General features: G+C 62.1%; 24 protein-coding genes and 2 pseudogenes. 8 read left to right on the top strand and 18 right to left on the bottom strand.

Going from position 1 to position 24,043, the window contains the following annotated elements:
• Position 1: 1 nt before the first annotated feature.
• From FHT79_RS02340 to kduI, 3 genes are all read right to left on the bottom strand, one after another.
• Entirely contained in the window at positions 2-745 is a 744-nt protein-coding gene (locus FHT79_RS02340) for a FadR/GntR family transcriptional regulator (RefSeq protein ID WP_097630897.1), read from the bottom strand.
• A 182-nt stretch (positions 746-927) separates the two neighbouring features.
• Positions 928-1,692, bottom strand: a complete 765-nt coding sequence (kduD, locus tag FHT79_RS02335) for a 2-dehydro-3-deoxy-D-gluconate 5-dehydrogenase KduD (RefSeq protein WP_280178053.1) — start codon at positions 1,690-1,692, stop codon at positions 928-930.
• Positions 1,689-2,525 carry a 5-dehydro-4-deoxy-D-glucuronate isomerase gene (gene kduI / locus FHT79_RS02330; protein ID WP_097630896.1) on the bottom strand — a complete coding sequence of 279 codons (837 nt, stop codon included), beginning with the start codon at positions 2,523-2,525 and terminating at the stop codon, positions 1,689-1,691. Before kduI ends, kduD begins: the two co-directional genes overlap by 4 nt.
• Between kduI and FHT79_RS02325 the strand changes: the two genes are divergently transcribed.
• Positions 2,505-2,987: a hypothetical protein gene (locus FHT79_RS02325; protein ID WP_132573343.1), complete on the top strand. Its 483-nt coding sequence runs from the start codon at positions 2,505-2,507 to the stop codon at positions 2,985-2,987. The genes kduI and FHT79_RS02325 overlap by 21 nt on opposite strands.
• 153 nt (positions 2,988-3,140) lie before the next feature.
• On the opposite strand, the gene FHT79_RS02320 is transcribed toward FHT79_RS02325, so the two are convergent.
• The 6 genes and pseudogenes from FHT79_RS02320 to FHT79_RS02295 all read right to left on the bottom strand — a co-directional run bounded on the left by FHT79_RS02320 (position 3,141) and on the right by FHT79_RS02295 (position 8,272).
• The gene (locus tag FHT79_RS02320; RefSeq protein WP_003548073.1) at positions 3,141-3,287 is read right to left on the bottom strand and encodes a DUF1127 domain-containing protein; all 147 of its coding nucleotides are present in this window, start codon (positions 3,285-3,287) and stop codon (positions 3,141-3,143) included.
• Between the two features lie 189 nt (positions 3,288-3,476).
• The gene (locus tag FHT79_RS02315; protein ID WP_097594705.1) at positions 3,477-4,457 is read right to left on the bottom strand and encodes a 3'-5' exonuclease; all 981 of its coding nucleotides are present in this window, start codon (positions 4,455-4,457) and stop codon (positions 3,477-3,479) included.
• Positions 4,458-4,469: 12 nt separating this feature from the next.
• Positions 4,470-5,870 (bottom strand): HAMP domain-containing sensor histidine kinase, encoded by a 1,401-nt coding sequence (locus FHT79_RS02310; protein WP_063476221.1) that lies wholly within the window; start codon positions 5,868-5,870, stop codon positions 4,470-4,472.
• A complete protein-coding gene (locus FHT79_RS02305) occupies positions 5,867-6,541 on the bottom strand; it encodes a response regulator transcription factor (protein ID WP_183902943.1) in 675 nt (224 codons plus the stop codon). The genes FHT79_RS02310 and FHT79_RS02305 overlap by 4 nt, the downstream gene beginning before the upstream one ends.
• Before the next feature lie 146 nt (positions 6,542-6,687).
• Positions 6,688-7,286, bottom strand: a pseudogene (locus FHT79_RS02300) (methyltransferase domain-containing protein).
• Positions 7,287-7,381: 95 nt separating this feature from the next.
• Complete coding sequence (locus tag FHT79_RS02295; protein ID WP_183902942.1) at positions 7,382-8,272, bottom strand: haloalkane dehalogenase; 891 nt, start codon at positions 8,270-8,272, stop codon at positions 7,382-7,384.
• A gap of 89 nt (positions 8,273-8,361) precedes the next feature.
• On the opposite strand from FHT79_RS02295, the gene FHT79_RS02290 reads away from it, so the two are divergent.
• The 3 genes and pseudogenes from FHT79_RS02290 to FHT79_RS02280 all read left to right on the top strand — a co-directional run bounded on the left by FHT79_RS02290 (position 8,362) and on the right by FHT79_RS02280 (position 11,368).
• Complete coding sequence (locus FHT79_RS02290) at positions 8,362-8,784, top strand: MarR family transcriptional regulator (protein ID WP_097622830.1); 423 nt, start codon at positions 8,362-8,364, stop codon at positions 8,782-8,784.
• 58 nt (positions 8,785-8,842) lie between these two features.
• Positions 8,843-10,111: pseudogene (locus tag FHT79_RS02285) on the top strand (NAD(P)/FAD-dependent oxidoreductase).
• Between the two features lie 225 nt (positions 10,112-10,336).
• Positions 10,337-11,368, top strand: a complete 1,032-nt coding sequence (locus tag FHT79_RS02280; protein ID WP_097622832.1) for an aldo/keto reductase — start codon at positions 10,337-10,339, stop codon at positions 11,366-11,368.
• A gap of 108 nt (positions 11,369-11,476) precedes the next feature.
• On the opposite strand, the gene FHT79_RS02275 is transcribed toward FHT79_RS02280, so the two are convergent.
• Positions 11,477-13,261 carry an APC family permease gene (locus FHT79_RS02275; RefSeq protein WP_183902941.1) on the bottom strand — a complete coding sequence of 595 codons (1,785 nt, stop codon included), beginning with the start codon at positions 13,259-13,261 and terminating at the stop codon, positions 11,477-11,479.
• Positions 13,262-13,509: 248 nt separating this feature from the next.
• Between FHT79_RS02275 and FHT79_RS02270 the strand changes: the two genes are divergently transcribed.
• The 4 genes from FHT79_RS02270 to FHT79_RS02260 all read left to right on the top strand — a co-directional run bounded on the left by FHT79_RS02270 (position 13,510) and on the right by FHT79_RS02260 (position 17,126).
• Positions 13,510-15,879, top strand: coding sequence for a DUF1989 domain-containing protein (locus FHT79_RS02270; protein WP_183902940.1), 2,370 nt, complete (start codon positions 13,510-13,512; stop codon positions 15,877-15,879).
• 271 nt (positions 15,880-16,150) lie between these two features.
• The gene (locus tag FHT79_RS02265; protein WP_003548109.1) at positions 16,151-16,360 is read left to right on the top strand and encodes a cold-shock protein; all 210 of its coding nucleotides are present in this window, start codon (positions 16,151-16,153) and stop codon (positions 16,358-16,360) included.
• 127 nt (positions 16,361-16,487) lie between these two features.
• Positions 16,488-16,709, top strand: coding sequence for a hypothetical protein (locus FHT79_RS32025; protein ID WP_047613334.1), 222 nt, complete (start codon positions 16,488-16,490; stop codon positions 16,707-16,709).
• A 36-nt stretch (positions 16,710-16,745) separates the two neighbouring features.
• The gene (locus tag FHT79_RS02260) at positions 16,746-17,126 is read left to right on the top strand and encodes a DUF6481 family protein (protein ID WP_047613336.1); all 381 of its coding nucleotides are present in this window, start codon (positions 16,746-16,748) and stop codon (positions 17,124-17,126) included.
• 41 nt (positions 17,127-17,167) lie between these two features.
• Here the strand turns inward: FHT79_RS02260 and minE are convergent, their stop codons facing one another.
• The 8 genes from minE to FHT79_RS02220 all read right to left on the bottom strand — a co-directional run bounded on the left by minE (position 17,168) and on the right by FHT79_RS02220 (position 24,039).
• Positions 17,168-17,428 carry a cell division topological specificity factor MinE gene (gene minE / locus FHT79_RS02255; RefSeq protein ID WP_003574994.1) on the bottom strand — a complete coding sequence of 87 codons (261 nt, stop codon included), beginning with the start codon at positions 17,426-17,428 and terminating at the stop codon, positions 17,168-17,170.
• Complete coding sequence (gene minD, locus FHT79_RS02250) at positions 17,425-18,240, bottom strand: septum site-determining protein MinD (protein WP_018448670.1); 816 nt, start codon at positions 18,238-18,240, stop codon at positions 17,425-17,427. The genes minE and minD overlap by 4 nt, the downstream gene beginning before the upstream one ends.
• A gap of 85 nt (positions 18,241-18,325) precedes the next feature.
• Positions 18,326-19,045, bottom strand: a complete 720-nt coding sequence (gene minC / locus FHT79_RS02245) for a septum site-determining protein MinC (RefSeq protein ID WP_047613339.1) — start codon at positions 19,043-19,045, stop codon at positions 18,326-18,328.
• Between the two features lie 210 nt (positions 19,046-19,255).
• Positions 19,256-19,858: a PAS domain-containing protein gene (locus FHT79_RS32360; RefSeq protein ID WP_047613341.1), complete on the bottom strand. Its 603-nt coding sequence runs from the start codon at positions 19,856-19,858 to the stop codon at positions 19,256-19,258.
• A 117-nt stretch (positions 19,859-19,975) separates the two neighbouring features.
• Entirely contained in the window at positions 19,976-21,313 is a 1,338-nt protein-coding gene (locus tag FHT79_RS02235; RefSeq protein WP_097544638.1) for an NAD(P)/FAD-dependent oxidoreductase, read from the bottom strand.
• A gap of 83 nt (positions 21,314-21,396) precedes the next feature.
• The gene (locus FHT79_RS02230) at positions 21,397-22,437 is read right to left on the bottom strand and encodes a DUF3445 domain-containing protein (protein WP_097622835.1); all 1,041 of its coding nucleotides are present in this window, start codon (positions 22,435-22,437) and stop codon (positions 21,397-21,399) included.
• Between the two features lie 34 nt (positions 22,438-22,471).
• Entirely contained in the window at positions 22,472-23,437 is a 966-nt protein-coding gene (locus FHT79_RS02225; protein ID WP_183902939.1) for a PDR/VanB family oxidoreductase, read from the bottom strand.
• A complete protein-coding gene (locus FHT79_RS02220) occupies positions 23,434-24,039 on the bottom strand; it encodes a dimethylamine monooxygenase subunit DmmA family protein (RefSeq protein ID WP_183902938.1) in 606 nt (201 codons plus the stop codon). Before FHT79_RS02220 ends, FHT79_RS02225 begins: the two co-directional genes overlap by 4 nt.
• Between the last annotated feature and the right edge of the window lie 4 nt (positions 24,040-24,043).

Raw genomic sequence — 24,043 nt, 5'->3', positions numbered from 1 at the left:
ATTATACCGTAGCGTCGCGCAACACTTCGAAGCGCGCCGCACTTTTCGACAGGTGGGTCCGGATGGCACGGCGTGCGGCGGCCTCCTCGCGGTCACGGATCGCCGCGAATATCGCGTGGTGTTCCCGGCGCATGCGTGCCGCATGGCGCTTGCGCTCGACTGCCGTCATCTTGTCCAGGCGCGCCCATTGCCGCGGCACCATGATGTCCCCGAACGTATCGAAGAGGCGGCTGTAATAGGAGTTCTGCGTCGCGACCAGAATGGACCTGTGGAAGGCGTAATCCTCCTGCGCGCCGTAACCGCCCTCCTCGAGCGCCTTGTCGAGGGCATCGAGACGATCCTGCATGCGGTCGATATCGTCCTGCGTGCGTCTCAATGCGGCAAGGCCAGCGGCTTCGTATTCGATCCCCATGCGCAGCTCCAGCACGCGCAGAACCTCGTCGATCGATTGCAGGTCGTTGGGAATGATGGAGAAGGATCGGGTCGTCGGATCGTTCGCGACGAAAGCCCCAAGGCCTTGCCGCGTGGTGATCAGGCCTTTCGCGCGCAGCGCGGCGAGCGCTTCGCGAACGATCGTCCGGCTGACGCCGGTCGCCTGCATGATCGCCTGTTCGGTCGGCAGACGCTGGCCGGGTTTCAGGTCGCCGGACTCGATCTGCGCCGTCAACGTATCCGCAAGGCCGCTGCGCAGGTTATTGACCGGCTGCCGCATGGTGTTGAAGACCACCTTGTCCCTGTCCGTCATCCCTATTGAATCCTGCCTGTCGATGCGGCTGCGCCGGCCTCATATCCTTTTGCTAGCGCATGCCGGCGGGAAAGGCAAAATGACGCCGGTCACGGCAGCCTGATGCCGACAGCGCCGCGTATCTTCTCAGACGCGCGGCGCTGTCGCACTTTGAACTATGCAGTCGTCGTTCAATGGGCGGATCACCGCGCCAGCCAACCGCCATCGACGGGTAGCACCGTTCCATGCACGTAGTCGGACGCCGACGATGCCAGGAATACGGCAGCACCGCCGAGTTCGGACGGCGTTCCCCAGCGCCCGGCCGGGATGCGGGCAAGGATGGCGGCATTGCGGTCGGCATCCTCGCGCAGCGCCGTGGTGTTGTTGGTCACGAAGTAGCCGGGGGCGATGGCGTTGACGTTGACGCCCTTGCCGGCCCATTCGCAGGCCAGCAGCTTGGTCAGTCCGGCAAGCCCGCTTTTCGAGGCGGTATAGGACGGGATCCGGATGCCGCCCTGGAAGGAAAGCAGCGAGGCGATGTTGATGATCTTGCCCCTGCCCTTCTCAACCATATGGCGGCCGGCCGCCTGCGACAGGAAGAAGGCGGTCTTCAGATTGACGTCGATCACCGCATCCCAGTCCTCCTCGGTGAAGTCGAGCGCATCGGCACGGCGGATGATGCCGGCATTGTTGACGAGGATGTCGAGGCCGCCGAAAGTCTGGATGGTCTCGGCGACGATCCCCTTTACCGGTTCGATGCTGGCGAGATCGGCCTTGATGACATGGAAGCGGCTTCCCGCTTGCTTCACCAGCGCCTCGGTTTCGTCCATCGAGGAGCGGCCGACGGCGACGATCGACGCGCCGGCCTCGGCCAGCGCCGCCGCGATCGCCTGGCCGAGGCCGGTATTGGCGCCGGTAACGACGGCAGTCCTGCCGGACAGGTCGAAGGGATTGGCCACGGCGCTCACCTCAGATCCGCAATGGCGATATGGTCCATGTCGGTGAAGCTCTTATTGTCGCCGGCCATCGCCCAGATGAAGCTGTAGTTCTTGGTGCCGGCGCCCGAATGGATCGACCAGGGCGGCGAGATGACCGCCTGCTCGTTGGCGACGAGCATATGCCGGGTCTGTTGCGGCTCGCCCATGAAGTGGAAGACGCGCTGCTCGGCTTCGAGATCGAAATAGAGATAGGCTTCCATGCGGCGGTCATGCGTATGGGCCGGCATGGTGTTCCAGACGCTGCCCGGCTCGATCATGGTGAAGCCGAGCGTGAGCTGGCAGGACTGGCAGACGTCCGGATGGATGAACTGGTAGATCGACCGCTTGTTGGCCGTCGCGGCTTCACCGGGCGTCAGGTGACGGGCCTTTTCGCGGGTGAGCAACACGGTCGGGTGCGTTTGATGGGCCGGAGTCGAGACCAGATAGAACTTTGCCGGATTGGCGGCATCGGCGCTCTCGAACCGGATATCCTTGGCACCCTTGCCAGCATAGAGGCAATCATACTTGGCGAGATCGTAGCTGGTACCGTCGACGACGATACGGCCGGCGCCGCCGATGTTCAGCGCGCCGAGTTCACGCTCGGCGAGGAAGGTTTCCTGTCCGATCGCCGTCGGCGCCGTCAGTGTCAGCCCGGTATCGAGCGGTGTGGCGCCGCCGATGACCATGCGGTCGTAATGGGAATAGGTGAGCCGGATCTCGCCGCCTTCGAAGATGGTCTCGACCAGAAAGTGACGCCGCAGCGTTTCGGTGTCGAAATTGCGCACAGCCTCGGGATGGGAGGCATGTCTGACGTCGATCTGCATGTCGAATTTCCTCAGTTTTCGTTGTCGTCAAGCGTTGTTGCTGTCGCGAAAGCCGGCTCGGTTCGACCGTCCGTTCCGCTCGGCAATGAACCATACGGTTACATAGTTGTACGACAAGTTCGAAGTCAATATGTTTCTGCAGGCTCGCTCGCGGCAGCAAGCGGCCTCGGGAAATCCGGAATAAAATCAAGCACAAGCGGGAAAACTGTCATCTCCGAGCGATGGATCGCAGGTGCTCGTTTCTCAGCCCCGCTCGAATTTATGTCGGCCAAAACGAAAAAGCCTGCCGCGGGAGGAGGTGCGGCAGGCTTTCGAAAAGAACCGAACGACAGCTGGGAGGAGGAGTGCTGCCGTTCCACAGACGACCCTGGGAGGAGGATGGGGCGCCTGTATATCGAAGGGATGCGGGAGGAGGTGCATCGCTTCGATAGAAATAATCATACTTATTTCTTGCCCAGTTGATAGGCATTTCTTTGCAAGGCAGCTATGCGTTATGCGAAAAGCGGGCGGCTCGACTGCCCGTGATCCGTCCACCGGAAACACAAAAGCAAAGCGCCCGCTCGGGAGGAAGCAGGCGCTGGGCACAGTCTCGAAAATGCGTAGTCTTAGTTGCCGTTAGCGGGCGATGGCTGCGCGGGCGACATTGCGGATTTCGCTGCGGCCGATGCCGAGGTCGTCCAGTTCGCGTGCGGACATGCGACCCAGTTCAGCGACCGTCTGACGGTACTTGCGCCAGTTGTTAAAAGAGCGTGCTACGTTCATGATGATCCCCTTTCCGTGGGCTTTCGAAGCCTAGCTGCCAGTCCTTGGCGCTTCGTTCGCTTCGATGAGTTCTATATAGTACGAGACCTTCGATTGTTGCAGCGCCAATGCATCACTGCACCTATGCGGTGCCTGCATGGGTCGCTATCTATTGGCGATTTCGCGGTCACGATCGGAACCGCTTCGCGATCAGGATTTGAAGCGATCGAAGGCCGTCAGCCGCACGAGCGGTGGTTCTGCTTCTTTCCACCGGTAAATCTCCGCGCGCAGATAGGAAAGCTCGTCGCCGAGGCCGTCTTCGTCGACCTCGATCCACCACGACTTCAGCCGGCCATCGCTTCCATCCGACCAGCGATAGCCCCTCGCCTTCAGGTGGTCCTTCATCTCGAACGGGCTGTGTTCGGCAAAGATACGGATGCGCGAACGCTGGCTGGCGCGATAAAGCTCGGTGAACGGGCTTTCACTCTCGCCCTGCTCTCGATCGAGAATTTCCAGCAGCGCGTGGCAATCGTCCACCGCGCGATGGCCGTCATGGAAATATCCGGCCTGGCCGACGAGATAGCCGAGCTTCGTGCCCTCGAAACCGCGGGCGCTCCAGTCGATCTCCGACACCGAGCATGCCCAGGCCTTGCCGGCGAAAATTGTCGAGAAGGCCTCGCAGAACGGCCGGTCGAAACCGGCATTGTGGGCAATGATCAGATCCGCCGGCTCGATCAGGGACTGCAACGCCTGGATATCGATGACCTGTCCTTCGACCATCGCATCGGTGATGCCGGTCAGCCGGGTGATCTCGGGCGGGATCGGCCGGGACGGTTGTTGCAGGCCGCCATAAATGCCGACGATGTCGCCGATCGCGCCGTCATCGTTGAAGGTGAAGGCGACGGCGCCGATTTCGATGATCTCGTCGTTGCGGTGGTTGAGACCTGTCGTCTCGGTGTCGAGAACGACGCCGAGCCGCGAAAATCCCGGCCGTCTGACGGGCGCAATCGGCCGGGCGGCCAGTTTTCTCAGGATGCGATAATTGCCGCTCTCTTCCAGCGTCCGCGCCATGTCTTCTTGGGAAGAGCCGGCCGGCTGCGACGGCGGCCGGCGCGATGGACCGCGCGCCTTGGCGATCGCGGGCGATGCCTTGGCAAACATGTCGAGTTGCGAATCTCTATGCACGCTCATCGAATCTATATGTCACGGAGAGGCGATTGAATCCATCACTCGCGCCAGCCGCTGTGGAGTGTCCCCACCTGCGGCCCTCTCCAGCGGGAAGCTCAGCCGGCAGACCGCGCCGGGATTGCGGTTGTCGATCGTCACCTCGCCGCCATGCAAACGGATGATGTCGCGAACCAGATTGAGGCCGAGGCCGGCGCCGCGTCCGTCATGATGGCGCTTGAAGAAGGGCTCGAATATCCGATCCCGGACATCGGCGGGAATGCCTGGTCCCTCGTCGCTGACCTCGATCCAGTTGCAGCCTGACGTCAGCGAGATGATGCCTTTCCTGCCGCCGTGGTTGATCGCGTTCTGCAGGATGTTCATCAGGGCGCGCTGCAGCGCCAGAGGATCGCCGTCGATCTCTCCGGCGCCGTCGACCTCGAACTGCACCGTATAACCGGCGGCAAAGGCCAGCGGCGCCATCTCGATGATGACCTTGCGCGCCAGCTGCCCCAAATCGACCTTGCTGAACTGGACCTTGCCCTGTTTCAGCCGCTGAAGATCGAGCATCTGCTCGGTGAGGACGGCGAGCCTTGCGGCATCTTCCAGAAGGTCGGTCTTGATCGAACTGTGCGGCAGGGATCCAATTCTCGTATTCAGAATGGCGATTGGCGTGCGCAGTTCATGAGCAGCGTCGGTCAGGAACCGCTCCTGCCGCTCATACCCCTCGTCGAGACGGCCGAGCGCGCGGTTGACGGCACGCACCAGCGGCGCGATCTCGTCGGGAATATCGTCTGCCGAGAGCCGGCCGCCGCGCTGGTCGATATCGATCGTATCGGCCTGCAACGCGGCCTGGTCGATCCCGACCAGCGACCTTCGCACGACGAGCGGCGTTGCGATCAGCGCTCCCAACGCCATCACCGCAACGATGGGAATCACCATTTTCGCAAGGATCAGCGAAACGCCGAACAGGAAAGGGGCGAGCGGGTTGGGGCCGTCGGTGCCGGTCAGGAACTGCACCTGTCCCCCATCCATCGCAATCCACTTCATCCTTGCCGCCGGACGGTCGTGGTCGCCGAGATTCTCGCCGAAGCGCGCCTGGCCGACATGATCGAGCGTATTGCCGATGCTGGCATATTCTTCCGGAATCCGGCCCTCGGTCAAAACATGCCCCTGCATGTCGCGAATGGTGTACCAGAGATCGGGCGCATCTTTCCGCAACTGCCTGATATCCTCGGTCTCCCTCAGGCCCAACGCTCCGGTGGGCTGGCGGAAGACGGCCTGGCGCAGAATCTCGATCGTACCTTCCGTCGACCGGTAATCCCATATCTTGGCCACCGAGATCAGCACGATCATCACCAGGATGAGCACGACCGACTGGACGGCAAGAAGCCGCCAGAACAGCCGCTTGTGCAGCGAATAGGAGCAATGTTTGCTCATGATGCCTCACGCAGGAGATAACCCACGCCCCGGATAACGTTGATGACCACGCCCGCCTGCGACGCTGCCAGCTTGCGCCGCAGCCGCGATATGTGGGAATCGAGCGCGTTCGACTGGATCTCGTCGTCGAAGCCGAAAACCGCTTCCATCAAGGCCGGTCGCGGCACCATGCGGCCGGCCCGGCGCACGAGGCATTCGAGCACCAGCGCTTCCCGGCGCGGCATTTCCAGACGCCGGCCGGAGACGATGATCTCGCAATAGGTCGGATCGAATGAAAGCCGGCCGATCGAGATCAGCGCGGGGCGCAAGGTTTCGGAGCGGCGCATGACGGCACGCAGCCGCGCCAGAAGTTCGTCGAAGACGAAGGGCTTGGCGAGGTAATCGTCGGCGCCGGTCTCCAGGCCGGCGATCCTGTCTGGAACCTCTCCCTTGGCGGTGATGACGATGACCGGTAGCGTCAATCCCCTTTTGCGGATCTTCGGAATAAGCTCAAGACCGTCGCCGTCTGGCAGCTGCCGATCCAGGAGGACGGCGTCATAGGCGCCGTCGCCGATCACCAGTTCGGCGTCGCCCAAGCTCGAAACGTGGTCCATCACCATGTCGTGCCTGGTGAGCGCCCCTCGGAGTGCTGCGGCCATTTGAGGTTCATCCTCGATCAGTAATATGCGCATCTCACATTCCTGTCGCAGGGCCTATGGGGGCTTGTCGGGGCCGTCGATCCATAGGTGGAAACCATATCACCCTCAAGCAAGTCTGCGGTGCCCGTGGCGTATCGAATGCAAGAGCGCCGCTTCGTCGCAAAGGATCGTATCCGTCATCAAGCGCGGCGCTGCTCGATCAGGGCCATTGGCTGGTAGCGGCGGCTGTTGCGATAGACCGCGGCCGGCGGAATATTGCGCAACGTCCAGCCGATCTTTTTTGAGACAAGGCCGAGGGCGTCGAGGATTTCGGCAGGCACCGGGCATTTCGGCCCGTAGGTGAATTGATAGAAGGCGCCGTGCGGCCTGAGGTTGGCAAAGCAGTCCTCGAGCAGCGCCTGCACGTCGTCCGGCCGCATGGCAAGAAGCGGAAGCCCGCTGACGACGCCGCCGAAGAAACTTCCGGAAGCGACGTCTTCCACATCTGCCGCACGTCCACCTGCAGCACCCTGGCATCGGGAAAGCGGTCCTGCAACAGCGTGGCGAAATCACGCTCGTATTCCACCAGCGTCAGATCCCGCTCGGCAATGCCGCGTTGCAAAAGGGCCGCGGTGAAAACGCCGGTGCCCGGACCGAGTTCGAGAACCGGCCCGGTGAGCGCAGAAATTTCCTTGGTCATCAGGCCCGCAAGGCGGGGGCCTGATGGTGTGATCGAAGCGATGCGCAGCGGCGCGCGAAGCCAGGCGAGAAGAAAGCGTCGTCGATCGAAACGGGGCATTGGACCTTCACAGCGGCTGATTGATCCCGCCCATGAACCGGCTCAACATTGCAACAGTCTGTCATGGCGCAGTCACGGTGACGCAGACGCAGATTTTATACCTGAGACTCGACCTTCGGCTGCGCTGCCCTGAGACCCCTGCTGTCGATCCAGCTTTTGATTTCGGCGGCAATCGCCTCGGGCTGGTCCTCAGGGGCAATGTGGCGCGAAGGCCCGCACCCCCTGGTCTCCAGGCCTGCGATGTTGTCGCGGCACCACGAAATCATCTCGCTGCCGATCAACAGCGTTTCGGCAGGCCCGTCGAAGGTCAGCAGCAGCTTGGGAGTCTGAGGACTGGCGGAAAGCCAGCGGTCATAGTTCTCGATCCTGGCGACCACATCGGCCGGCTCGCCGTTGATGGGCATGGCGCGCGGCCATTCCAGCAGCGGGCGCCGGCTGTTACGGTCCGGATAGGGAGCGCGGTAGACATCCCAGTCGGCATCGCTAAGCCCTTTCAGCGTGGTTGCACGCAAGGCCTGCTCAATGAAGAAATTTTCATCGAGGACCTTGGCCTCGCCTGTTCCGGCGCCCCGCAACAGTTCATAACGCGCCTTTCCGCCGCCTGGCAGATCCTCCCAACTCATCGGCCGCAGGATGGTTTCCATGAAGGCGATGCCGCGCACACGTTCGGCGTGGCGCGAAGCCCAGTCGAATGCCAGCGCACCGCCCCAGTCGTGGCCGACGAGCACGACGTCGTCGAGGTCAAGCGCCTCGAACCAGGCGTCGAGATAGGCGATGTGATCGCCATAGCGATAGTCGATATCGGGTTTGCCGGAGCGTCCCATGCCGATCAGATCGGGCGCCAGGCAACGGCCTGGCCCGACGCCTGGCATGATGTTCCGCCAGAGATGCGATGAAGTGGGATTGCCGTGGAGGAAGACAATCGGGTCGCCCTCCCCCAGTTCCTCGTAGGAGATGAACGAGGTGAGAATATCGATGGTCGGCATATGGAGCTCCGCGCTTTCGTGCTATATAGGCAGGCAACTGTCCATTTATCATATAGACAGGTAGCTGTCTATATTGCCGCGGGGGTTTCATGGCGTCTTCGTCCCTTGGCCTGTTGTTGCGTCTGGTCCATCAGCATTGGACACAGGCTGTCGAAGCGGCACTCGATGAGGCCGGCTACGGAGATATCCGCCCGCCGCACGCCAACGTCTTCACCTTCGCGCGACCCGAGGGCATTCAGGTCAGCGAGCTGACCAAGCTCGCCCGTGTTCGCAAGCAGACGATGACCCAGGCCGTGGAAGAACTCGAGCGCTTGGGTTATGTCGAGCGCCGGCCCGATCCGAACGATCGGCGCGGCCGGCTGGTGTTTCTGACGGAAAAAGGCCAAGGAGTCAGGCCGATAGCGATGGCGGCGGGCCGGCGCGTCGATGAAAGCTGGGCCGCCTTGACCAGCCAGCAGCAAATGGACGATCTGCGGACAGCGCTCCGGCGGCTGCTGGCACAGTTGCAATAGCGAAGCGGCACTGCCTTGCCCCTTTCCACTTAACCGTCGCACGACCGAAGGAAAATAGATGCCTGGTGACGATAGCAAGGGTGCCGACGCGGATGTAGTCATCATCGGCGGTGGAGCTGCCGGTATTGCCGCCGCCCGTCGCCTGCAGGCGCTCCGCCCGGATCTGTCCATCCTCCTGCTTGAAGCCGGCGATCGTCTCGGCGGGCGCGCCTGGACGGTTGGACTGCCTGACGCCGATATTGCGCTCGATCTCGGCTGCGGCTGGCTGCATGGCGCGCGGACCAATGCCTAGACTGCGATCGCCGGCGAGGTCGGACTGACGGTCGACCGCACGCCGGCGCCCTGGAACGACGGCGGACGCCAGCTTCAGCGTGATGGCGCGGAAGCGCGTGCCGCAAGGCAGGCGATCGGCGCCTATTTCGAGCGTCTCGAGAGCCATGAGGGGAATGACGCCGCCATGGCCGAATTGCTCGAGCCCGGCAATCCCTGGAACGGCCAGATCCGTGCGATCGGCACTTATATCACCGGCGCCGAGCTGGAGCGGTCGTCAATCGTCGATTACAACAGATATGATCCCGGCCCCGGTCCCGACTGGCGGGTGCGCGAGGGTTATGGAACGCTGGTCTCGCGTTACGGCAAGCCGGTTCCGGCAAGGCTCGGCACCGAGGTGACGCGCATCGACCACCGTCATGCCGGCCGTATCGGCATCGAGACGAACCAGGGTGTGCTCCGTGCCCGCGCCGTGCTGGTGACCGTGTCGACGAATGTGCTTGCCGCCGGCAGGATCGCCTTCGACCCGCCTCTGCCGGACAAGATCGAGGCGGCAGCCCGTTTGCCGCTCGGCCTCGCCGACAAGCTCTTCCTGAGGCTCGCAAATCCGGAGGCGCTGCCGGCGGATACGCATATGCTCGGTTCCACCAGTCGTGGCGCGACCGGCACCTATCAGCTCCGGCCGTTCGGCGCGCCTGTCGTCGAGGCCTATTTCGCCGGCGACCTCGCGCATGATCTGGAAGGGCAAGGCAGCGAGGCCGCCTTTTCCTTCGCGTGCAACGAATTGGCAGCGCATTTCGGCGCTGACATTCGCAAGCAATTGTCGGTCGCCGCACTGTCGGCCTGGGCCGCTGTGCCCCATATCGGCGGCTCCTATTCCTATGCCGAACCCGGCGCGTCCAATTTGCGCGGCCGTCTCGCCGCGCCGCATGACGGGCGGATCTTCTTTGCCGGCGAAGCCTGTTCGACGTCGCGCTATTCAACGGCGCACGGCGCCTACGAGACCGGGGTTGCTGCGGCCGATCTGATCGCCGGCTCGTTTTCGCAAAATCCGTAACCGTCGCCGGCTGCGACGGCAGGCGGGAAAATTTTTTTCTCACTTGTCGCGAGGGCGGGATTGGCTATGCTCCCCCTCGCCCCTGCGCTGCGAGCTCAGGGCGCGGTACGTCATCCGGCGGCAAGCGGCCGCCTCAAGCTCAATATTGTCATTGATTGCAGGAGCCCCGGCTTCTACCCCGACCGTTTGCGCGTCGGCTGCGGGTATCCGCATGAGGAGGAAGAAATGGACTATCGCAAGCTCGGTCCCAGCGGGACCGTCGTCACCGCCTATTGCCTCGGCACCATGACGTTCGGCGCGGAGGCTGACGAGGCCGCCTCGCATAAACTGCTCGACGATTATTTCGCCTGGGGCGGCAATTTCATCGATACCGCCGATGTCTACAGCGCCGGCAAGTCGGAAGAGATCATCGGAGGCTGGCTGAAAGCGCGCCCGACCGAGGCCCGCCAGGCGATCGTCGCCACCAAGGGGCGTTTCCCGATGGGCAACGGACCCAACGATATCGGCCTGTCGCGCCGGCATCTCGGCCAGGCGCTCGACGATTCTCTGCGCCGCCTCGGCCTTGAGCAGATCGATCTCTATCAGATGCATGCCTGGGATGCGCTGACGCCGATCGAAGAGACGCTGCGCTTTCTCGACGATGCGGTTTCCTCCGGCAAGATCGCCTATTACGGCTTCTCCAATTATGTCGGCTGGCACATCGCCAAGGCCTCGGAAATCGCCAAGGCACGCGGTTATACCCGCCCGGTGACGCTGCAGCCGCAATATAACCTGCTGGTGCGCGACATCGAACTTGAGATTGTCGCGGCCTGCCAGGATGCCGGCATGGGCCTGCTGCCGTGGTCGCCGCTCGGCGGCGGCTGGCTGACCGGCAAGTACAAGCGCGACGAGATGCCGACGGGTGCTACCCGCCTCGGTGAAAACCCCAATCGCGGCGGCGAATCCTATGCGCCGCGCAACGCGCTGGAGCGAACCTGGGCGATCATCGCTGTTGTCGAAGAGATCGCCAAGGGGCATGGCGTCAGCATGGCGCAGGTGGCGCTCGCCTGGACGGCGGCACAGCCGGCGATCACCTCGGTCATCCTCGGCGCCCGCACGCCCGAACAGCTCGCCGACAATCTCGGCGCCATGAAGCTCAAGCTCTCCGATGATGACATGGCAAGATTGAACGAGGTGAGCGCCCCTCAGCCGTTCGACTATCCCTACGGCAAGGGCGGCATCAACCAGCGCCACCGCAAGATCGAGGGCGGCCGCTGAGTCTCCGCCCATAACCGGATGAGTCGTCTCGCCCGGTCTGCAACACCAACGAAGAAAGCCGCCATGTTTCCATGGCGGCTTTTCGGCCTTGCTGCTTGGGAGGCGATTTTAGGCCGGAAGCTGGAAGATCACGTTAGCGATCAGGACGATCGCCAAGCCGCCGGCGAGCGCGAGATAGGGCAGGATGCCGGCTTTCTTGACGCCGAGATCCTGGCCGACGAGACCGAGATCCTCCATCGCGCCGGCCGGGAACTTGCCGCCGTCGCGCACATAGTGGCGATAGGCGAAGACCGGCAGGATCAGGGCGGCGAAGATGAAGCCGACCCAGAGCGCATTGGAGTAACCCCAGACCTTGGCGCCGGCGCCGAGGAAGAGGGCGTTGACGAAGGCGAGCACGGTGTTGAGGCCGATCAGCCACGTCGGCGCCTTCCAGGGGCGTTCGATATGGCCGGAATCCACCCGGTGGATCCAGCCGGAGTTGAGGTTCAGGAAGTTGAAGATGATGTAGCCGACATTCGAGACGGCGAGCACGAAGAAATAGCCGCCGACATCCGAGGCGATTGCCAGCAGGAAGAGATTGAAGGCGAAATCGGTCCACATCGCCCGCGTCGGCGCGCCATTCTCATTGACGTGGTCGAGGTATTTCGGCAGCCAGCCGTCCTTCGAGCCCTGGTAGAGCGTTCGCGAAGAGCCGGCCATCGCCGTCATGATGGCGAGGAAGAGCGCCATGATCATCAACACGACGAGCAGTTGGGTGACGACCCGGCCGGCGCCGATCAGGCCGCCGAGCGCTTCGGCAACGCCGGTGCCGTCGACGATGCCGGGGGCGAGCATGCCTGTATGGCCGAGAACGCCCTGGAAGGCGAAGGGGACGAGGAAGAAGAACAGGCAGCAGGCAAGGCCGGAATAGAAGATCGCCTTGAAGGTGTCGGTCTTCGGGTTCTTCAGTTCGCGGGTGTAGCAGACCGCCGTCTCGAAGCCGTAGGTCGACCAGGCGGCGATATAGAGGCCGCCGAGGAAGAGCGTCCAGCCGCCGTTGCTCCAGGTGCCGTCGGCGGCGGCATAGGCTGCCGTCGGCGGCACGAGGCCGGTGACGTTGGTGGCAAGGATCTGGCCGCTGACGATCGGGTAAAGACCGATGATCAGCAGCGGCACCAGCACGATGATGGCCAGCCACTTCTGTACGCTGGCCGTTTCCGAGATGCCGCGATGCTGGATCGCGAAGATGATCAGCATCAGGATGCCGCCGATGAAGAAGGTGGCATTGATATTGGCGGTGGCAAGGAAGGGGATGTTGAAGGTGACGAGCGACCAGTTGCGGATCGCCGGCGTGAGCGCCGCGACACCGTCGGTGCTGAGCAATGCCTTGACGGCGTCATCGGGGGTGGTGCCGGCATGGGCGGCGATATATTCGGCGACGCGGGGGCTATCGGCCGTGATGGAAGCGGCATGGGCGGCTATCCAGTCGAGGACCATTTGCGAATCCGCCGCCGGAATCGGGTAGAAGGCATTGAGGATGTAGCCGGCGGCGATGGCGCAGCCGAGCGACAGCACCGGCGACCAGGCAAACCAGTTGCACCAGACCGACAGCGGCGCGATGAATTTCGAATAACGCAGCCAGGCGGTGGCGCCATAGACCGAGGCGCCGCCGGATTTGTTGCCGAACATGCCGGCGATTTCGGCATAGGTGAAGGATTGCAGGAAACCCATCACCATCGAGATGATCCAGACGACGAAGGCGAGCTTGCCCGTCGTGCCCGCGATACCGCCGATGGAGAAAAGAACGAGCGGCGGCACGCCCGCAGCCACCCAGAATGCGCCCTTCCAATCGAGCGCGCGTACAAGCTTACCCTCGGTGCCGGATGCAATTCCGGCCTCCACAACATCTGTCATCGGTGAAATTCCCCATTCGATTTGTTCCGGACGTATCTTTGTACGTCTCCCTGAACGTGTCTCCCTGACAGTCTCAAGCCGGCCCGGATGATTTTGGCGATCCGTGTTCCCGACGGATTCCCCGAGTCTCAACTCTTTATACATAGTGAAGATATTTTCTTTTTAGTCAACATGACTTTACTTTCCCGAGGCATTTTGTAACCTGTATGGGTGTGCCCCAGGGTACGCCGATCCCCCATGAGGGCAGCATGCGAGAACTTCATCCTGCTATGAACGGCCTGCGCCCGGCGACTGCGAGCCTCGTGCATTATCCCGGCATTCCCACCCTGCCGGAGGGAACCGAGCGCTACCGGGCAAAGGGCGGCGGATCGGTCGTCATGCGCGTCGCGCCGGGCGACCGCGTCAGCGTCATCGACAGCGAGGGCGGGCAGGTCTGCGAGATCTCTTTCCTCGACGAAAAGGGACGGTTCCGGGCAGCCGGTCTTGGTGCGGCATTCAGCAATTCAGCCGAGGGTTTGAAGGCCATTCTTCAGGCAGAGCATGAGAGCGCCGCCCGCACGCGCGTAGCGCTTCTGCGCCGCGGCGCCGATCTGGCTTCGGCCGGGGCGCTTCGCATTTTCGGGGCAGGATCGACCCCGGGCAGCCAGGCGGATTTCACGATTGCCATGAAGGGCCTGCTGATCGTCGCGGCACCCGCCGCGGCCATGTCGCCGGAGGCGCAGGATACGGCGACGCCGATCGAGATCAGGATCAAGCGCAGCCTGTTGATCCGCGATTACGCCTCGGCCCTGCCGGAACCGGTCGCCGATCCGGTCGAGGATATCCGCATCCGGGCGGCGACCGCCGCTGCCTATTTCGTACGTGCCGGCGAATTCATCCAGATCATCGACGTCTATGGACGCCAGTGCACCGATTTCCAGGCGTTTGCCGCCCGCAAGGTCGACAAAGGCCTCGATCTCGCGCTTGATTCCACCGTCACCCGCACGCTGCTCGGCCGCAGCTATCCCATGCCTGGCCTGCCCTCCAAGGCCTTCGACCGCGACTTCGAGCCGCTGGTCGAGATCGTCCAGGATACGGTCGGCCGTCACGACGCTTTCGCGACCGCCTGCAATGCGCGTTATTACGACGACATGGGCTATCCCGGCCACGTCAACTGCACGGATAATTTCAACGCGGCGCTGGCGCCCTACGGCATTGCCGGCCGCAAGGGCTGGGAAGCGCTGAATTATTTCTACAACACCAATATCGACCACAACAACCAGCTCTATCTCGACGAGCCATGGTCGCGTCCCGGCGATTACGTGCTGATGCGGGCGCTGACCGATCTCGTCTGCGTCTCCTCGTCCTGTCCCGACGATATCGACGCGGCGAACGGCTGGGATCCGACGGATATCCACGTCCGCACCTTTTCCGGAAAAGAGAAATTCTCACGAGCGGTAGCCTATCGCATGACCCCAGATGCCGACGCCGAACTGACGCGCGAAACCGCCTTTCATCCTCGCCTCTCCGCCTTGACGCGGGACTACGCCGAATATCGCGGCTACTGGCTGCCGAACCGCTTTTCCAGCGAAGGGCCGGTCGAGGAATATTGGGCCTGCCGCGAGCGCGCCGCCGTCATCGATCTCTCGCCCTTGCGGAAGTTCGAGGTGACGGGGCCGGATGCCGAGGAACTGCTGCAATATTGCCTGACGCGCGACGTGCGCAAACTGTCGACCGGCCAGGTCGTCTATTCCGCCATGTGCTACGAAAACGGCGGCATGATCGATGACGGCACGCTGTTTAGGCTCGGCGACAAGAATTTCCGCTGGATCGGCGGCGATGATTTCAGCGGCATATGGCTGCGTCAACAGGCCGAGAAGAAGGGCTTCAAGGCCTGGGTCCGCTCCTCGACCGACCAGATGCACAATATCGCCCTCCAGGGGCCGAAGAGCCGCGATATCCTCAAGCAGATCATCTGGACGGCGCCGCGCCAGCCTGAAATCGGCGAGCTCGAATGGTTCCGCTTCACCGTCGGTCGCATCGGCGGCTTCGAGGGCGCCCCTGTCGTCGTCTCGCGCACGGGCTATACCGGCGAGCTAGGCTATGAGATCTTCTGTCATCCGAAGGATGCGCTGACGGTGTTCGACGCCGTCTGGGAGGCAGGCCAGCCGCATGGGTTGAAGCCGATGGGGCTGGAGGCGCTCGACATGGTCCGCATCGAGGCGGGCCTGATTTTCGCCCATCACGAATTCACCGACCAGACGGACCCGTTCGAGGCCGGCATCGGTTTCACCGTGCCGCTGAAATCCAAGCAGGATGATTTTATCGGCCGTGAGGCGCTGATCCGGCGCAAGGAGCATCCGCGCCACCTGCTCGTCGGCCTCGACATCAAGGCCAACGAGGCCGTCGGCCATGGTGATTGCGTCCATATCGGCCGGGCCCAAGTCGGCGTCGTCACCAGTGCCACCCGCTCGCCTGTTCTCGGCAAGACCATCGCGCTCGCCCGCATCGACGTGATGCATGCAAGCCCCGGCACCGAGGTCGAAATCGGCAGGCTCGACGGCCACCAGAAGCGCCTGCCGGCGACGATCGTGCCGCTTTCGCACTACGACCCGCAGAAGTCGCGGCCGCGCTCATAACCCGTGCTCTTTGAGGTCTGAGGCGGTGATCGGATTTTCGGCATGCAAGGCGGTCGATATACAACCTAATGGAGATTTCGCTATTCCAAAAAACTAAAAGTTGACAAACTCGGCTTGGATGACTATATTCCGGTTGTCGATATTGCTTGTTTGACTTTTGTTATCGCACGCTAGCAACGTGCCCTGGACGAACTTCCCTCTTCAAAATCGAGATCATCATCCGCCGTGCTTGCGCACGTGCGGTCTGTCAATTGCTATGAAAGGGTTTGTTATGACCACTGGCACAGTTAAATGGTTCAATTCCACCAAGGGCTTCGGCTTCATTCAGCCTGATGACGGCGGCGCTGACGCCTTCGTTCACATCTCTGCCGTCGAGCGCGCCGGAATGCGCGAAATCGTCGAGGGCCAGAAGATCGGCTACGAGCTTGAGCGCGATAACAAGTCGGGCAAAATGTCCGCTTGCAATCTCCAGGCTGCCTGAGCTGAAATCTGCTTTCCTTTGACCGCGGATGTACCGGCACTGCCGAAAGCATGATACTATCAAGGTCAGGCAATTTGCCTGGCCTTTTTGTTGCGTTCGCTGAGCGGCGCATGAATCCAGGACGGATATGACAGAGTCACATAGCAAATCACGCAAGCAGGCGGAGATTGCCTTTGGAAACGCGCAATCGCAATTCCTGGCGCGAAGCCGTGCGGTTGAGGAAGTCGATCAGACGGTGCGGGCCCGCGAAGAAAAGACCTTGCGGTTACGCGAAGCCCGCGAGGCCAAGGAGTTGCAGGATCGCTTGACAGCGGTTACCGCTCTTGCCGCAAAGAAAAAGAAAATCTGACCTTCGGGCCAGACATCCAACAGTCAGGAAACAGATTTGAAAAACGCCAGAAACAACGAGCTTGCCGATCGCCGCAGCGCCGCTGCCGAAGCCAAGGCCGCTCTCCTCAATGCGTATCGTACCGCCAAGGATACGGCTGAACCCACCCGGCTCGCCAAGCAGGCGGAGCGCCAGGCCATTGCCGCGGCCAGGGAAGAACGGCGTGCTGCGCGCGAACGGGTCAAGCTCGAGGAACTGGAGCGGGCTCAGGCCGCAGAAGCCGAGCGTCAGGCTGCCGCCGAGGCCGCCGCACGCGCCGAGGCCGACGCGCGCGAAGCGGCTGACAAAGACCGGATCGCCCGCGTGATTGCCGATGAAGCGGCCCGAAAGGCCGAACGCGACCTGCGCTACGCCAATCGCAAAGCCAGAAAGTCCTGACTGTCGGCGCCGCCTGTCGACACGACAGGCAGCGCTATCTTTCAAGCCGCCTGCACGGCTGCATTCAGCGGGATTTCGACGTCGATTTCCAGCGTCGAGACGTACTCGTTGCGATCGATCGTCACCTGCACCTTGTCATGGTCGAGCTGCACGTGTTTTGCGATCACCGCCAGGATTTCCTCACGCAGCAGCGAGACCAGGTCCGACCCCGCCGAGGAACGTTCATGGGCGAGAAGGACCTGCAGCCGTTCGCGGGCGGCCGGTGCTGTTCTCTGCTTGTTGAAAAGACGGAAAATATTCATGCTGCCCTCCGTCCGAAGATCTTGCCGAAAATATTCCTCTTTTCCTCTGGGATCGCGATCGGCACCGTCTCGCCGGCGAGCCGGCGAGCGGCATCGAAATAGGCCATAGCAGCCGCGCTGCGGCTGTCTGCCAGCGTGACCGGCGCGCCGATGTTGGAGGCACGCAGGACATCCATGCTTTCGGGTATGATGCCGAGCAGCGGGATGGAAAGGATTTCCAGGACGTCGTCGACCTTGAGCATGTCGCCGCGTTCGGCGCGGTTGGCGTCGTAGCGGGTGAGCAGCAGGTGCTTTTCCATCCGTTCGCCGCGTTCGGCCTTGGCGGTCTTGGCATCCAGCAGGCCGATGATGCGATCGGAATCGCGCACCGACGAGACTTCCGGATTGGTGACGACCACGGCAACATCGGCGTGGCGCATGGCAAGCGTCGCGCCGCGTTCGATCCCTGCGGGGCTGTCGCAGATGATCCAGTCGAAATAGCGCTTCAGGTCGTTGATGACGCGCTCGACGCCCTCGGCCGTCAGATTGTCCTTGTCGCGCGTCTGCGAGGCCGGCAGCAGGAACAGCGTTTCCAAACGCTTGTCGCGGATCAGCGCCTGGGTAAGCTTGGCGTCGCCCTGGATCACGTTGATCAGGTCGTAGACGACCCGGCGTTCGGCGCCCATCACGAGGTCGAGATTGCGCAAGCCCACGTCGAAATCGACGACGACGACTTTTTCATTGCGTTGCGCCAGCGCCGCTCCCAATGCGGCGGTCGAGGTGGTCTTGCCAACCCCGCCCTTGCCTGACGTGACGACGATCACTTTCCCCATCATTGTCTCTCCTTTGCCGTGGCCCCAGTAATTCAAAGTGTTACAGCGTCCTTTGCGGCTCTCGAAGAGACGCGCACCGCTGCCGTCAGATCAGTTTCTCTGCCATGATCGCGTCCTCTTCGAGCCAGAGCTGAACAGCCTGTCCGCGAAGATTGGGGGCCATGTCTTCCGCCATTTTGTAGATGCCGTCGATTGCAACCAGCTCGGCCTCGAGCTTGCGACAAAAGATCCGCGCCGATGCGTTTCCGATGGACCCCGCCATGGCTCGGCCACGCAGGGCGCCATAGATATGCACGGACCCTCCGGCGATGACCTCGGCACCCGAGGCGACCGATCCGATGACGGTGACGTCACCTTCCGGGAATATCACCGATTGTCCGGAGCGCACCGGCTCCCGAATGACGATCGATTGCATGGCCGGGCGCGTCTCCGCCGCTGCCGGTTTGACCGGCGTATCGACGCTCTCTTTGGCCGGAACCTCGATATCGGAAACCGACCGGCCGCCTTTGAGCGCCGGCGGCATCCCGGAGCCGAGGATCGAAGGCCGCGCGCCTTCGATGCCCATGATGCTGACATTGCGCTTGGCAAGTTCGGCAATCAGGTCCTTCAGCTGCGGCCGGTCGATCTGCAGGTCCGTCAGATCGAGCACGACAGGCCGGCCGAGGAAAAACCCGGCCGAACGCGCGGCCAGATCGTCCAGCCTGATCAACCAATCATCGATGGGAAGATCCGGGGACAGCATGACCGCGAGGAAAGAGCGGCCCTTGATGCGGATAGAGCGAGCGTCTGTTAGCACTTTGGTCATCTATGTGAAGAAATCGTTGACCATGTCTAGCGCTGCTATGGTTAACAAAAAGTTAACGCGACCTTAACATTACCCATAATGACGTGAGGTTTTTCGAGGGCGAGATTGCGGCAAGCCATTGGAAACGCTTTATGTTCTCCAGCTGCACCGCACGGTTAATAATGCGGCTTTCGACGTCAGCCGCAAATCTGCCGCTGCGCCGGGTGACGCTCAGCCTTCCGCCTTGCGTTGTGCATTGGAAATGGCGCGTGCGGCCTCTTCCGAGGAGTTGGCGAGCGTGCGCATCTCGGCGGCCAGCACGGCAAAGCCCGATCCGGCCGTGCCGGCGCGGGCGGCCTCGATGCCGGCATTGACGGCAAGCAGCTTCAGGTAACGCAGCGATTGCAGGATTTCATTGGTCTTCGAGGCGGTGACGCGCATGTCGGCGGTCTGCTCATCGATTCGCTGATAGAGTGATTCGATGTTGATGATGCTGCCTTCGAGATAAAGAAGCTCGCCCCTCTCGTCCCAGATGCCGCCGCCGGTCTCGGTGACCCAGATGAGATGACCCATGGCGTGACGGATGCGGTATTCCATCGTCCAGTCCGTGCGCTTCTCCAGCGCCCGACCGACGATCTCGTCCATCAGAGGCACGTCTTCCTCGTACATGATCGAGGTGAAGGTCCGCGTGCGATTGCCGATGATCTCGTCGGTGGGATAACCGAAGATGCGCTCGATGCCGTCGGTCATTTCAAGCATGGTGTAGTTTTCGTCGGCGCGGCAGCGGTAGAGAAAACCGTTCATGCGCCCGAGAATGCTCGTTTGAAAATCCATGAAGGCCACATCCGAAGAGAAGAGTTACAGATGGATTTATGTCGTCTCATTTAATACGGCGCATGCGCCGGAAGAGAATGCACGACCACCCTCCTCCGGCAATGCAGGCCTGCCTCATCAGTTGCGCAGATATTCTTCCATGGAATCGTCGAGCGCCTCGACCCAGGGCGTGTGATGCGTCGGCGACATGTTGCCGGTCATCAGCGACCGGTAGGCATGATCGCGGAAGCCCATGATATTGTGGGCCTTGTGATGTTCCCACTCCATGAAGGTCCGGTTGGTGCCCTCGATGTCGAAGGAGGGATAGTCGGTTTCATCAAGCAGTTCCTTCACATAGTCGCCCTGATACCAGATCATCTGCTCGGCATCTTCAAGCGTTTCCTCGCGGGCGCGCCACATGTCGAAATTGGCCTTCAGCGCCTCTTCCGACGGCAGGGTGATGCGCCCCATCATTACGTCGCGCGCCCACCAGGCCTGCACGTCGAACATGTTGAAGGTGTAGAACTGGTCCTGCATGCCGATATAGAAAAGCTGCGGGTTCTTGTCGAAGATCACCCCCTTGTAGAGGCTGTCGGCCCAGAGGCGGTTGGCGGTCTTCAGCCGGAGATCGTCGGGCAGGAAGGGGAAGTGGTGCTGGTATCCGGTGCAGAGGATCACAGCATCGACCTCCTTGCTCGAGCCGTCGAGGAAATGCGCCGTGCGGTTTTCGAGCTTGGTCAACAGCGGCCGTTCCTCGAAATTCTCCGGCCATTTGAAGCCCATCGGTTTTGAACGGTAGCTCGTCGTCACCGATTTCGCGCCGTATTTCCAGCATTGCGAACCGATGTCTTCGGCCGAATAGCTGCGGCCGACGATCAGGATATCCTTGCCCTTGAACTCCAGCGCGTCGCGGAAATCATGGGCATGCAGCACGCGGCCGTTGAAGGTCTTCACACCCTCGAAATAGGGCACGTTCGGCGTCGAGAAATGGCCGCTTGCGACGACGACATAATCGAATTCCTCGTCATACATCCGGTCCTCGATGCGGTTATGCGCCGTCACCGTGAATTTCTTCGTCTGATCGTCGAAGCGGACCATGCGCACCGGCGTGCTGAAGCGCACCCAGTGGCGGACATTCGCCTTCTCGACGCGGCCCTTGATGTAATCCCAGAGCACGGCGCGCGGCGGATAGGAGGCGATCGGCTTGCCGAAATGCTCCTCGAAGGAATAATCGGCGAATTCCAGGCATTCCTTCGGGCCGTTCGACCAGAGGTATCGATACATGCTGCCATGGACCGGCTCGCCATATTCGTCGAGGCCGGTGCGCCAGGTATAGTTCCAGAGCCCGCCCCAATCCGACTGTTTTTCGAAGCAGACGATCTCCGGGATCTCGGCGCCCTTCTGGGCGGCCGATTGAAAGGCGCGCAGCTGCGCAAGCCCGGAAGGACCGGCACCGATGACGGCTACTCTTGTCATGAAGCATTCCCCTCTTGATTATATGTCATTGCCTGTTTTGCGCGTCTGAAACCACACGCGGCGCTGGTGCGCACCGCTGCGCGTCAGTCGGGATAGATGCCGGGGCTGGTGGGAGCTCCGTCGTCATATTTGGAAAGCCAGTCGATCGTCGTCTCGCGGAAACGGGTGAGGCCCTTGTAGTCGATGAGCTCCGGCGGCAGCGTCTTCAGCACGCGCGGAAAGCGGCGCGCCCATTTCGGCACGGTGGCGAGCTCCTCCATGTTCATCAGGTAGCAGCGGATGACGAAGAGGATGGCATTCGAGCGCGGCAGGCGCCAGAGGCTCTGCAGCTCGACGCGCAGATGCACCTTCTCGCCGACATTGTCAGGCGTCACGGTGGTGCGATCGGGACCCCATTTGTGGTAGTTCTCCGGGCTGGTGTCGAGCCGAGGATTGATCGTCATCGTCCAGTTGAAGCGCCGTGTCGGTTTGCCCTGCTGCAGGTTCAACAGGAATTTCAGCGCCCGGTCGAAGACGCCGATCTGGTGGGCGAGCGGCACCGGCCCGTGCCATTCCATGAAATTCATGCCGATATCGAAATCGAGCGACCAGTCGGCCTGCGTCGTCACCATGCCGGCGTCCATCCAGAGATTGCCGTCGCGCTGATCAACGATGCAGAAGTCGCCCTGGGCCTGGCGGGTGATATATTCGAAGGGCTCGCAGGGCAGCGTCGAGGCATCGCCGAAGGTGAAGCTGTCGTCGATGCCGAGCGGGCGGTTGATCCAGCGCCATTGGTCGCCGTTGCGGATCAGCGTGAAATGCTCGGGATAACCCGCCGCCTGCTCTTCCATCAAAAGTTCGAGCGTATCCCATTGCGCGCTCATCATGTGCGGCAGCGCCTGGTAGCGCAGCGGATCTTCCTTCAGAACCAACGCCCGGTCGTGCATTTCGGCGACGTAATGCTCGTCGACGTCGATCAGGTTTTCGTAGACGGTGCCCGCCCGGCCGCGCACATGCGGCTCCATGTTGACGGAATACATGTATTCGTCGCGGTCGAAGGGAAACGGGAAACGCCGGATGTTTTCGGGGCTGTTGCGGTAGCTGAAGTCGTTCCGGAAGGTTTCCTGCTTGAAGGCGATTGCCATGTTCGGTCTCCTTGTCCCGCTTTATCAGATGCCGCTAGAGATCGAGATGCAGCGTGTTTCCCTCGAAGCGGGACACGCAGATCATCACCTTGCGGCCGGATGCCTTTTCTTCGTTCGTCAGATAGACGTCATGGTGCAGCAGCTTGCCGTCGCAGGTGACGACACCCGTCTCGCATTGACCGCAGGCGCCGCCGCGACAGAGGAAGGGCGCGTCGACGCCCGCCGCCTCGATCGCCTCCAGCATGCTTTCATGATGGCCGACCTTCACGGTCTTGCCGGAGCGGATCAGTTCCATCGTGAAGGGTTTGCCGGGCAGCGACGACAGGAACCGTTCCGAATGCAGGTTCTGTTCCGGCCAGCCGGCATTGAGGCCTGTTTTCAGCACACCGTCGATCATCCCGGATGGGCCGCAGACATAGAGATGCGTGCCGAGCGGCTGGCTGTCGAGCAGGCGCGTCAACGGGATGGCGCCACCTTCGGCGTCGCAATAGATCTTGATGCGATGCCCGCCGTAGCGCTCCAGCAGTTCCCGCCAATAGGCGCCGCGGTCGCGCGAGCGGATGGCGTAGTGCAGCTCGAAATTGGCGCCTTCGCGGGCAAATTGCTCCATCATCGCGATGAAGGGGGTGATGCCGATGCCGCCGGCGATCAGAAGATGCTTGCGCCCGCGCCAGTCCGGCTGGAACAGGTTGACGGGGTAGCTGACCTTCAGCTCGTCGCCTTCACTGACCTTCTCATGCATGAAGGTGGAGCCGCCGCGTGAATCCTCGACATGCAGCACGCTGATCTCATAGGCCGTGCAGTCATGCGGCGGCGACATCAGCGAATAGGCGTTGCGGCGCATGTGGCCGCCATCGTTCATCGAGACGATGACATGCGCGCCGCCGGAGAAATAGGGCATCGGCTTGCCGTCCAGGCGCTCGAAGCGAAAGCGCTTGACGCGATCGGCGATCGGCGTGATCCGCGCCACGCGGACAGGAATTTCAGTACCACCGCTCAAAGGAACAACTCCTCCGGATCAGGCGCGCTGCCGGGCTCTTCGGCATCGATATTGACGCCCTGGAAGGCCGCGAGCCGACGTGAATAATGGTCGCGCACCAGAAGCGGGAGCCCGCAATGGCTGCAGGCAAAGGGGCTGGTGGTGACGTCGTCGGTGATGCCCTTGCAATGGACGCATTGCACGCGTCGGGCCAGCGAGCCGCGATGCTCGGTGATGACGGAGGCATGGTCCATGCCGTATTCGAGCGCCAAGAGCATCGCCTGACCGATGAAGCCTTCGGTGCCCGAGATATAAAGCCGCGTGCCCATATGGGCGGTGGCGAGCGAGCCTTTCAACCGGAAGAGCAGCGTTGCGATGGTCGGAGCGGTGAAGAACATGTCGGCGCCGAGGCGGCGCAGCGCCTCGTCCAGGCCGGACCCTTGCGAGCCGCGGGCGACATAGAGGATTTCGCTGCGGGAAAGCGCCGTTTCGTCAAGCGCCGGCTGCTGATCGAGGAGAGCCTTGGCGCCCTCCCCTTCGAGCGCGAAAATGTGCCGCCGGGCGTTGGGCTGGATGGTCAGTCCCGTGTAGACTGGTCGGCTCTTGATGCCTGCAACGAGCATTCGC

Source organism: Rhizobium sp. BK212 (assembly GCF_014197475.1).
GTDB classification, from domain to species: Bacteria; Pseudomonadota; Alphaproteobacteria; order Rhizobiales; family Rhizobiaceae; genus Rhizobium; species Rhizobium anhuiense.
Note: the sequence above shows the minus strand (reverse complement) of the source record. Positions and strands in the feature narration are given on the sequence as shown.

Coding starts and splice junctions, on each gene's coding strand:
- FHT79_RS02280 (WP_097622832.1), top strand. CDS start 10,337: ATGGACTATCGCAAGCTCGGTCCCAGCGGGACCGTCGTCACCGCCTAT.
- FHT79_RS32025 (WP_047613334.1), top strand. CDS start 16,488: ATGACAGAGTCACATAGCAAATCACGCAAGCAGGCGGAGATTGCCTTT.
- minC (WP_047613339.1), bottom strand. CDS start 19,045: ATGACCAAAGTGCTAACAGACGCTCGCTCTATCCGCATCAAGGGCCGC.
- FHT79_RS32360 (WP_047613341.1), bottom strand. CDS start 19,858: ATGGATTTTCAAACGAGCATTCTCGGGCGCATGAACGGTTTTCTCTAC.
- FHT79_RS02295 (WP_183902942.1), bottom strand. CDS start 8,272: ATGCCGACCATCGATATTCTCACCTCGTTCATCTCCTACGAGGAACTG.
- FHT79_RS02325 (WP_132573343.1), top strand. CDS start 2,505: ATGTCTGACGTCGATCTGCATGTCGAATTTCCTCAGTTTTCGTTGTCG.
- FHT79_RS02290 (WP_097622830.1), top strand. CDS start 8,362: ATGGCGTCTTCGTCCCTTGGCCTGTTGTTGCGTCTGGTCCATCAGCAT.
- minD (WP_018448670.1), bottom strand. CDS start 18,240: ATGGGGAAAGTGATCGTCGTCACGTCAGGCAAGGGCGGGGTTGGCAAG.
- kduI (WP_097630896.1), bottom strand. CDS start 2,525: ATGCAGATCGACGTCAGACATGCCTCCCATCCCGAGGCTGTGCGCAAT.
- FHT79_RS02235 (WP_097544638.1), bottom strand. CDS start 21,313: ATGACAAGAGTAGCCGTCATCGGTGCCGGTCCTTCCGGGCTTGCGCAG.
- FHT79_RS02340 (WP_097630897.1), bottom strand. CDS start 745: ATGACGGACAGGGACAAGGTGGTCTTCAACACCATGCGGCAGCCGGTC.
- FHT79_RS02265 (WP_003548109.1), top strand. CDS start 16,151: ATGACCACTGGCACAGTTAAATGGTTCAATTCCACCAAGGGCTTCGGC.
- FHT79_RS02315 (WP_097594705.1), bottom strand. CDS start 4,457: ATGAGCGTGCATAGAGATTCGCAACTCGACATGTTTGCCAAGGCATCG.
- FHT79_RS02275 (WP_183902941.1), bottom strand. CDS start 13,261: ATGACAGATGTTGTGGAGGCCGGAATTGCATCCGGCACCGAGGGTAAG.
- FHT79_RS02270 (WP_183902940.1), top strand. CDS start 13,510: ATGCGAGAACTTCATCCTGCTATGAACGGCCTGCGCCCGGCGACTGCG.
- FHT79_RS02320 (WP_003548073.1), bottom strand. CDS start 3,287: ATGAACGTAGCACGCTCTTTTAACAACTGGCGCAAGTACCGTCAGACG.
- FHT79_RS02230 (WP_097622835.1), bottom strand. CDS start 22,437: ATGGCAATCGCCTTCAAGCAGGAAACCTTCCGGAACGACTTCAGCTAC.
- FHT79_RS02220 (WP_183902938.1), bottom strand. CDS start 24,039: ATGCTCGTTGCAGGCATCAAGAGCCGACCAGTCTACACGGGACTGACC.
- FHT79_RS02310 (WP_063476221.1), bottom strand. CDS start 5,870: ATGAGCAAACATTGCTCCTATTCGCTGCACAAGCGGCTGTTCTGGCGG.
- FHT79_RS02305 (WP_183902943.1), bottom strand. CDS start 6,541: ATGCGCATATTACTGATCGAGGATGAACCTCAAATGGCCGCAGCACTC.
- minE (WP_003574994.1), bottom strand. CDS start 17,428: ATGAATATTTTCCGTCTTTTCAACAAGCAGAGAACAGCACCGGCCGCC.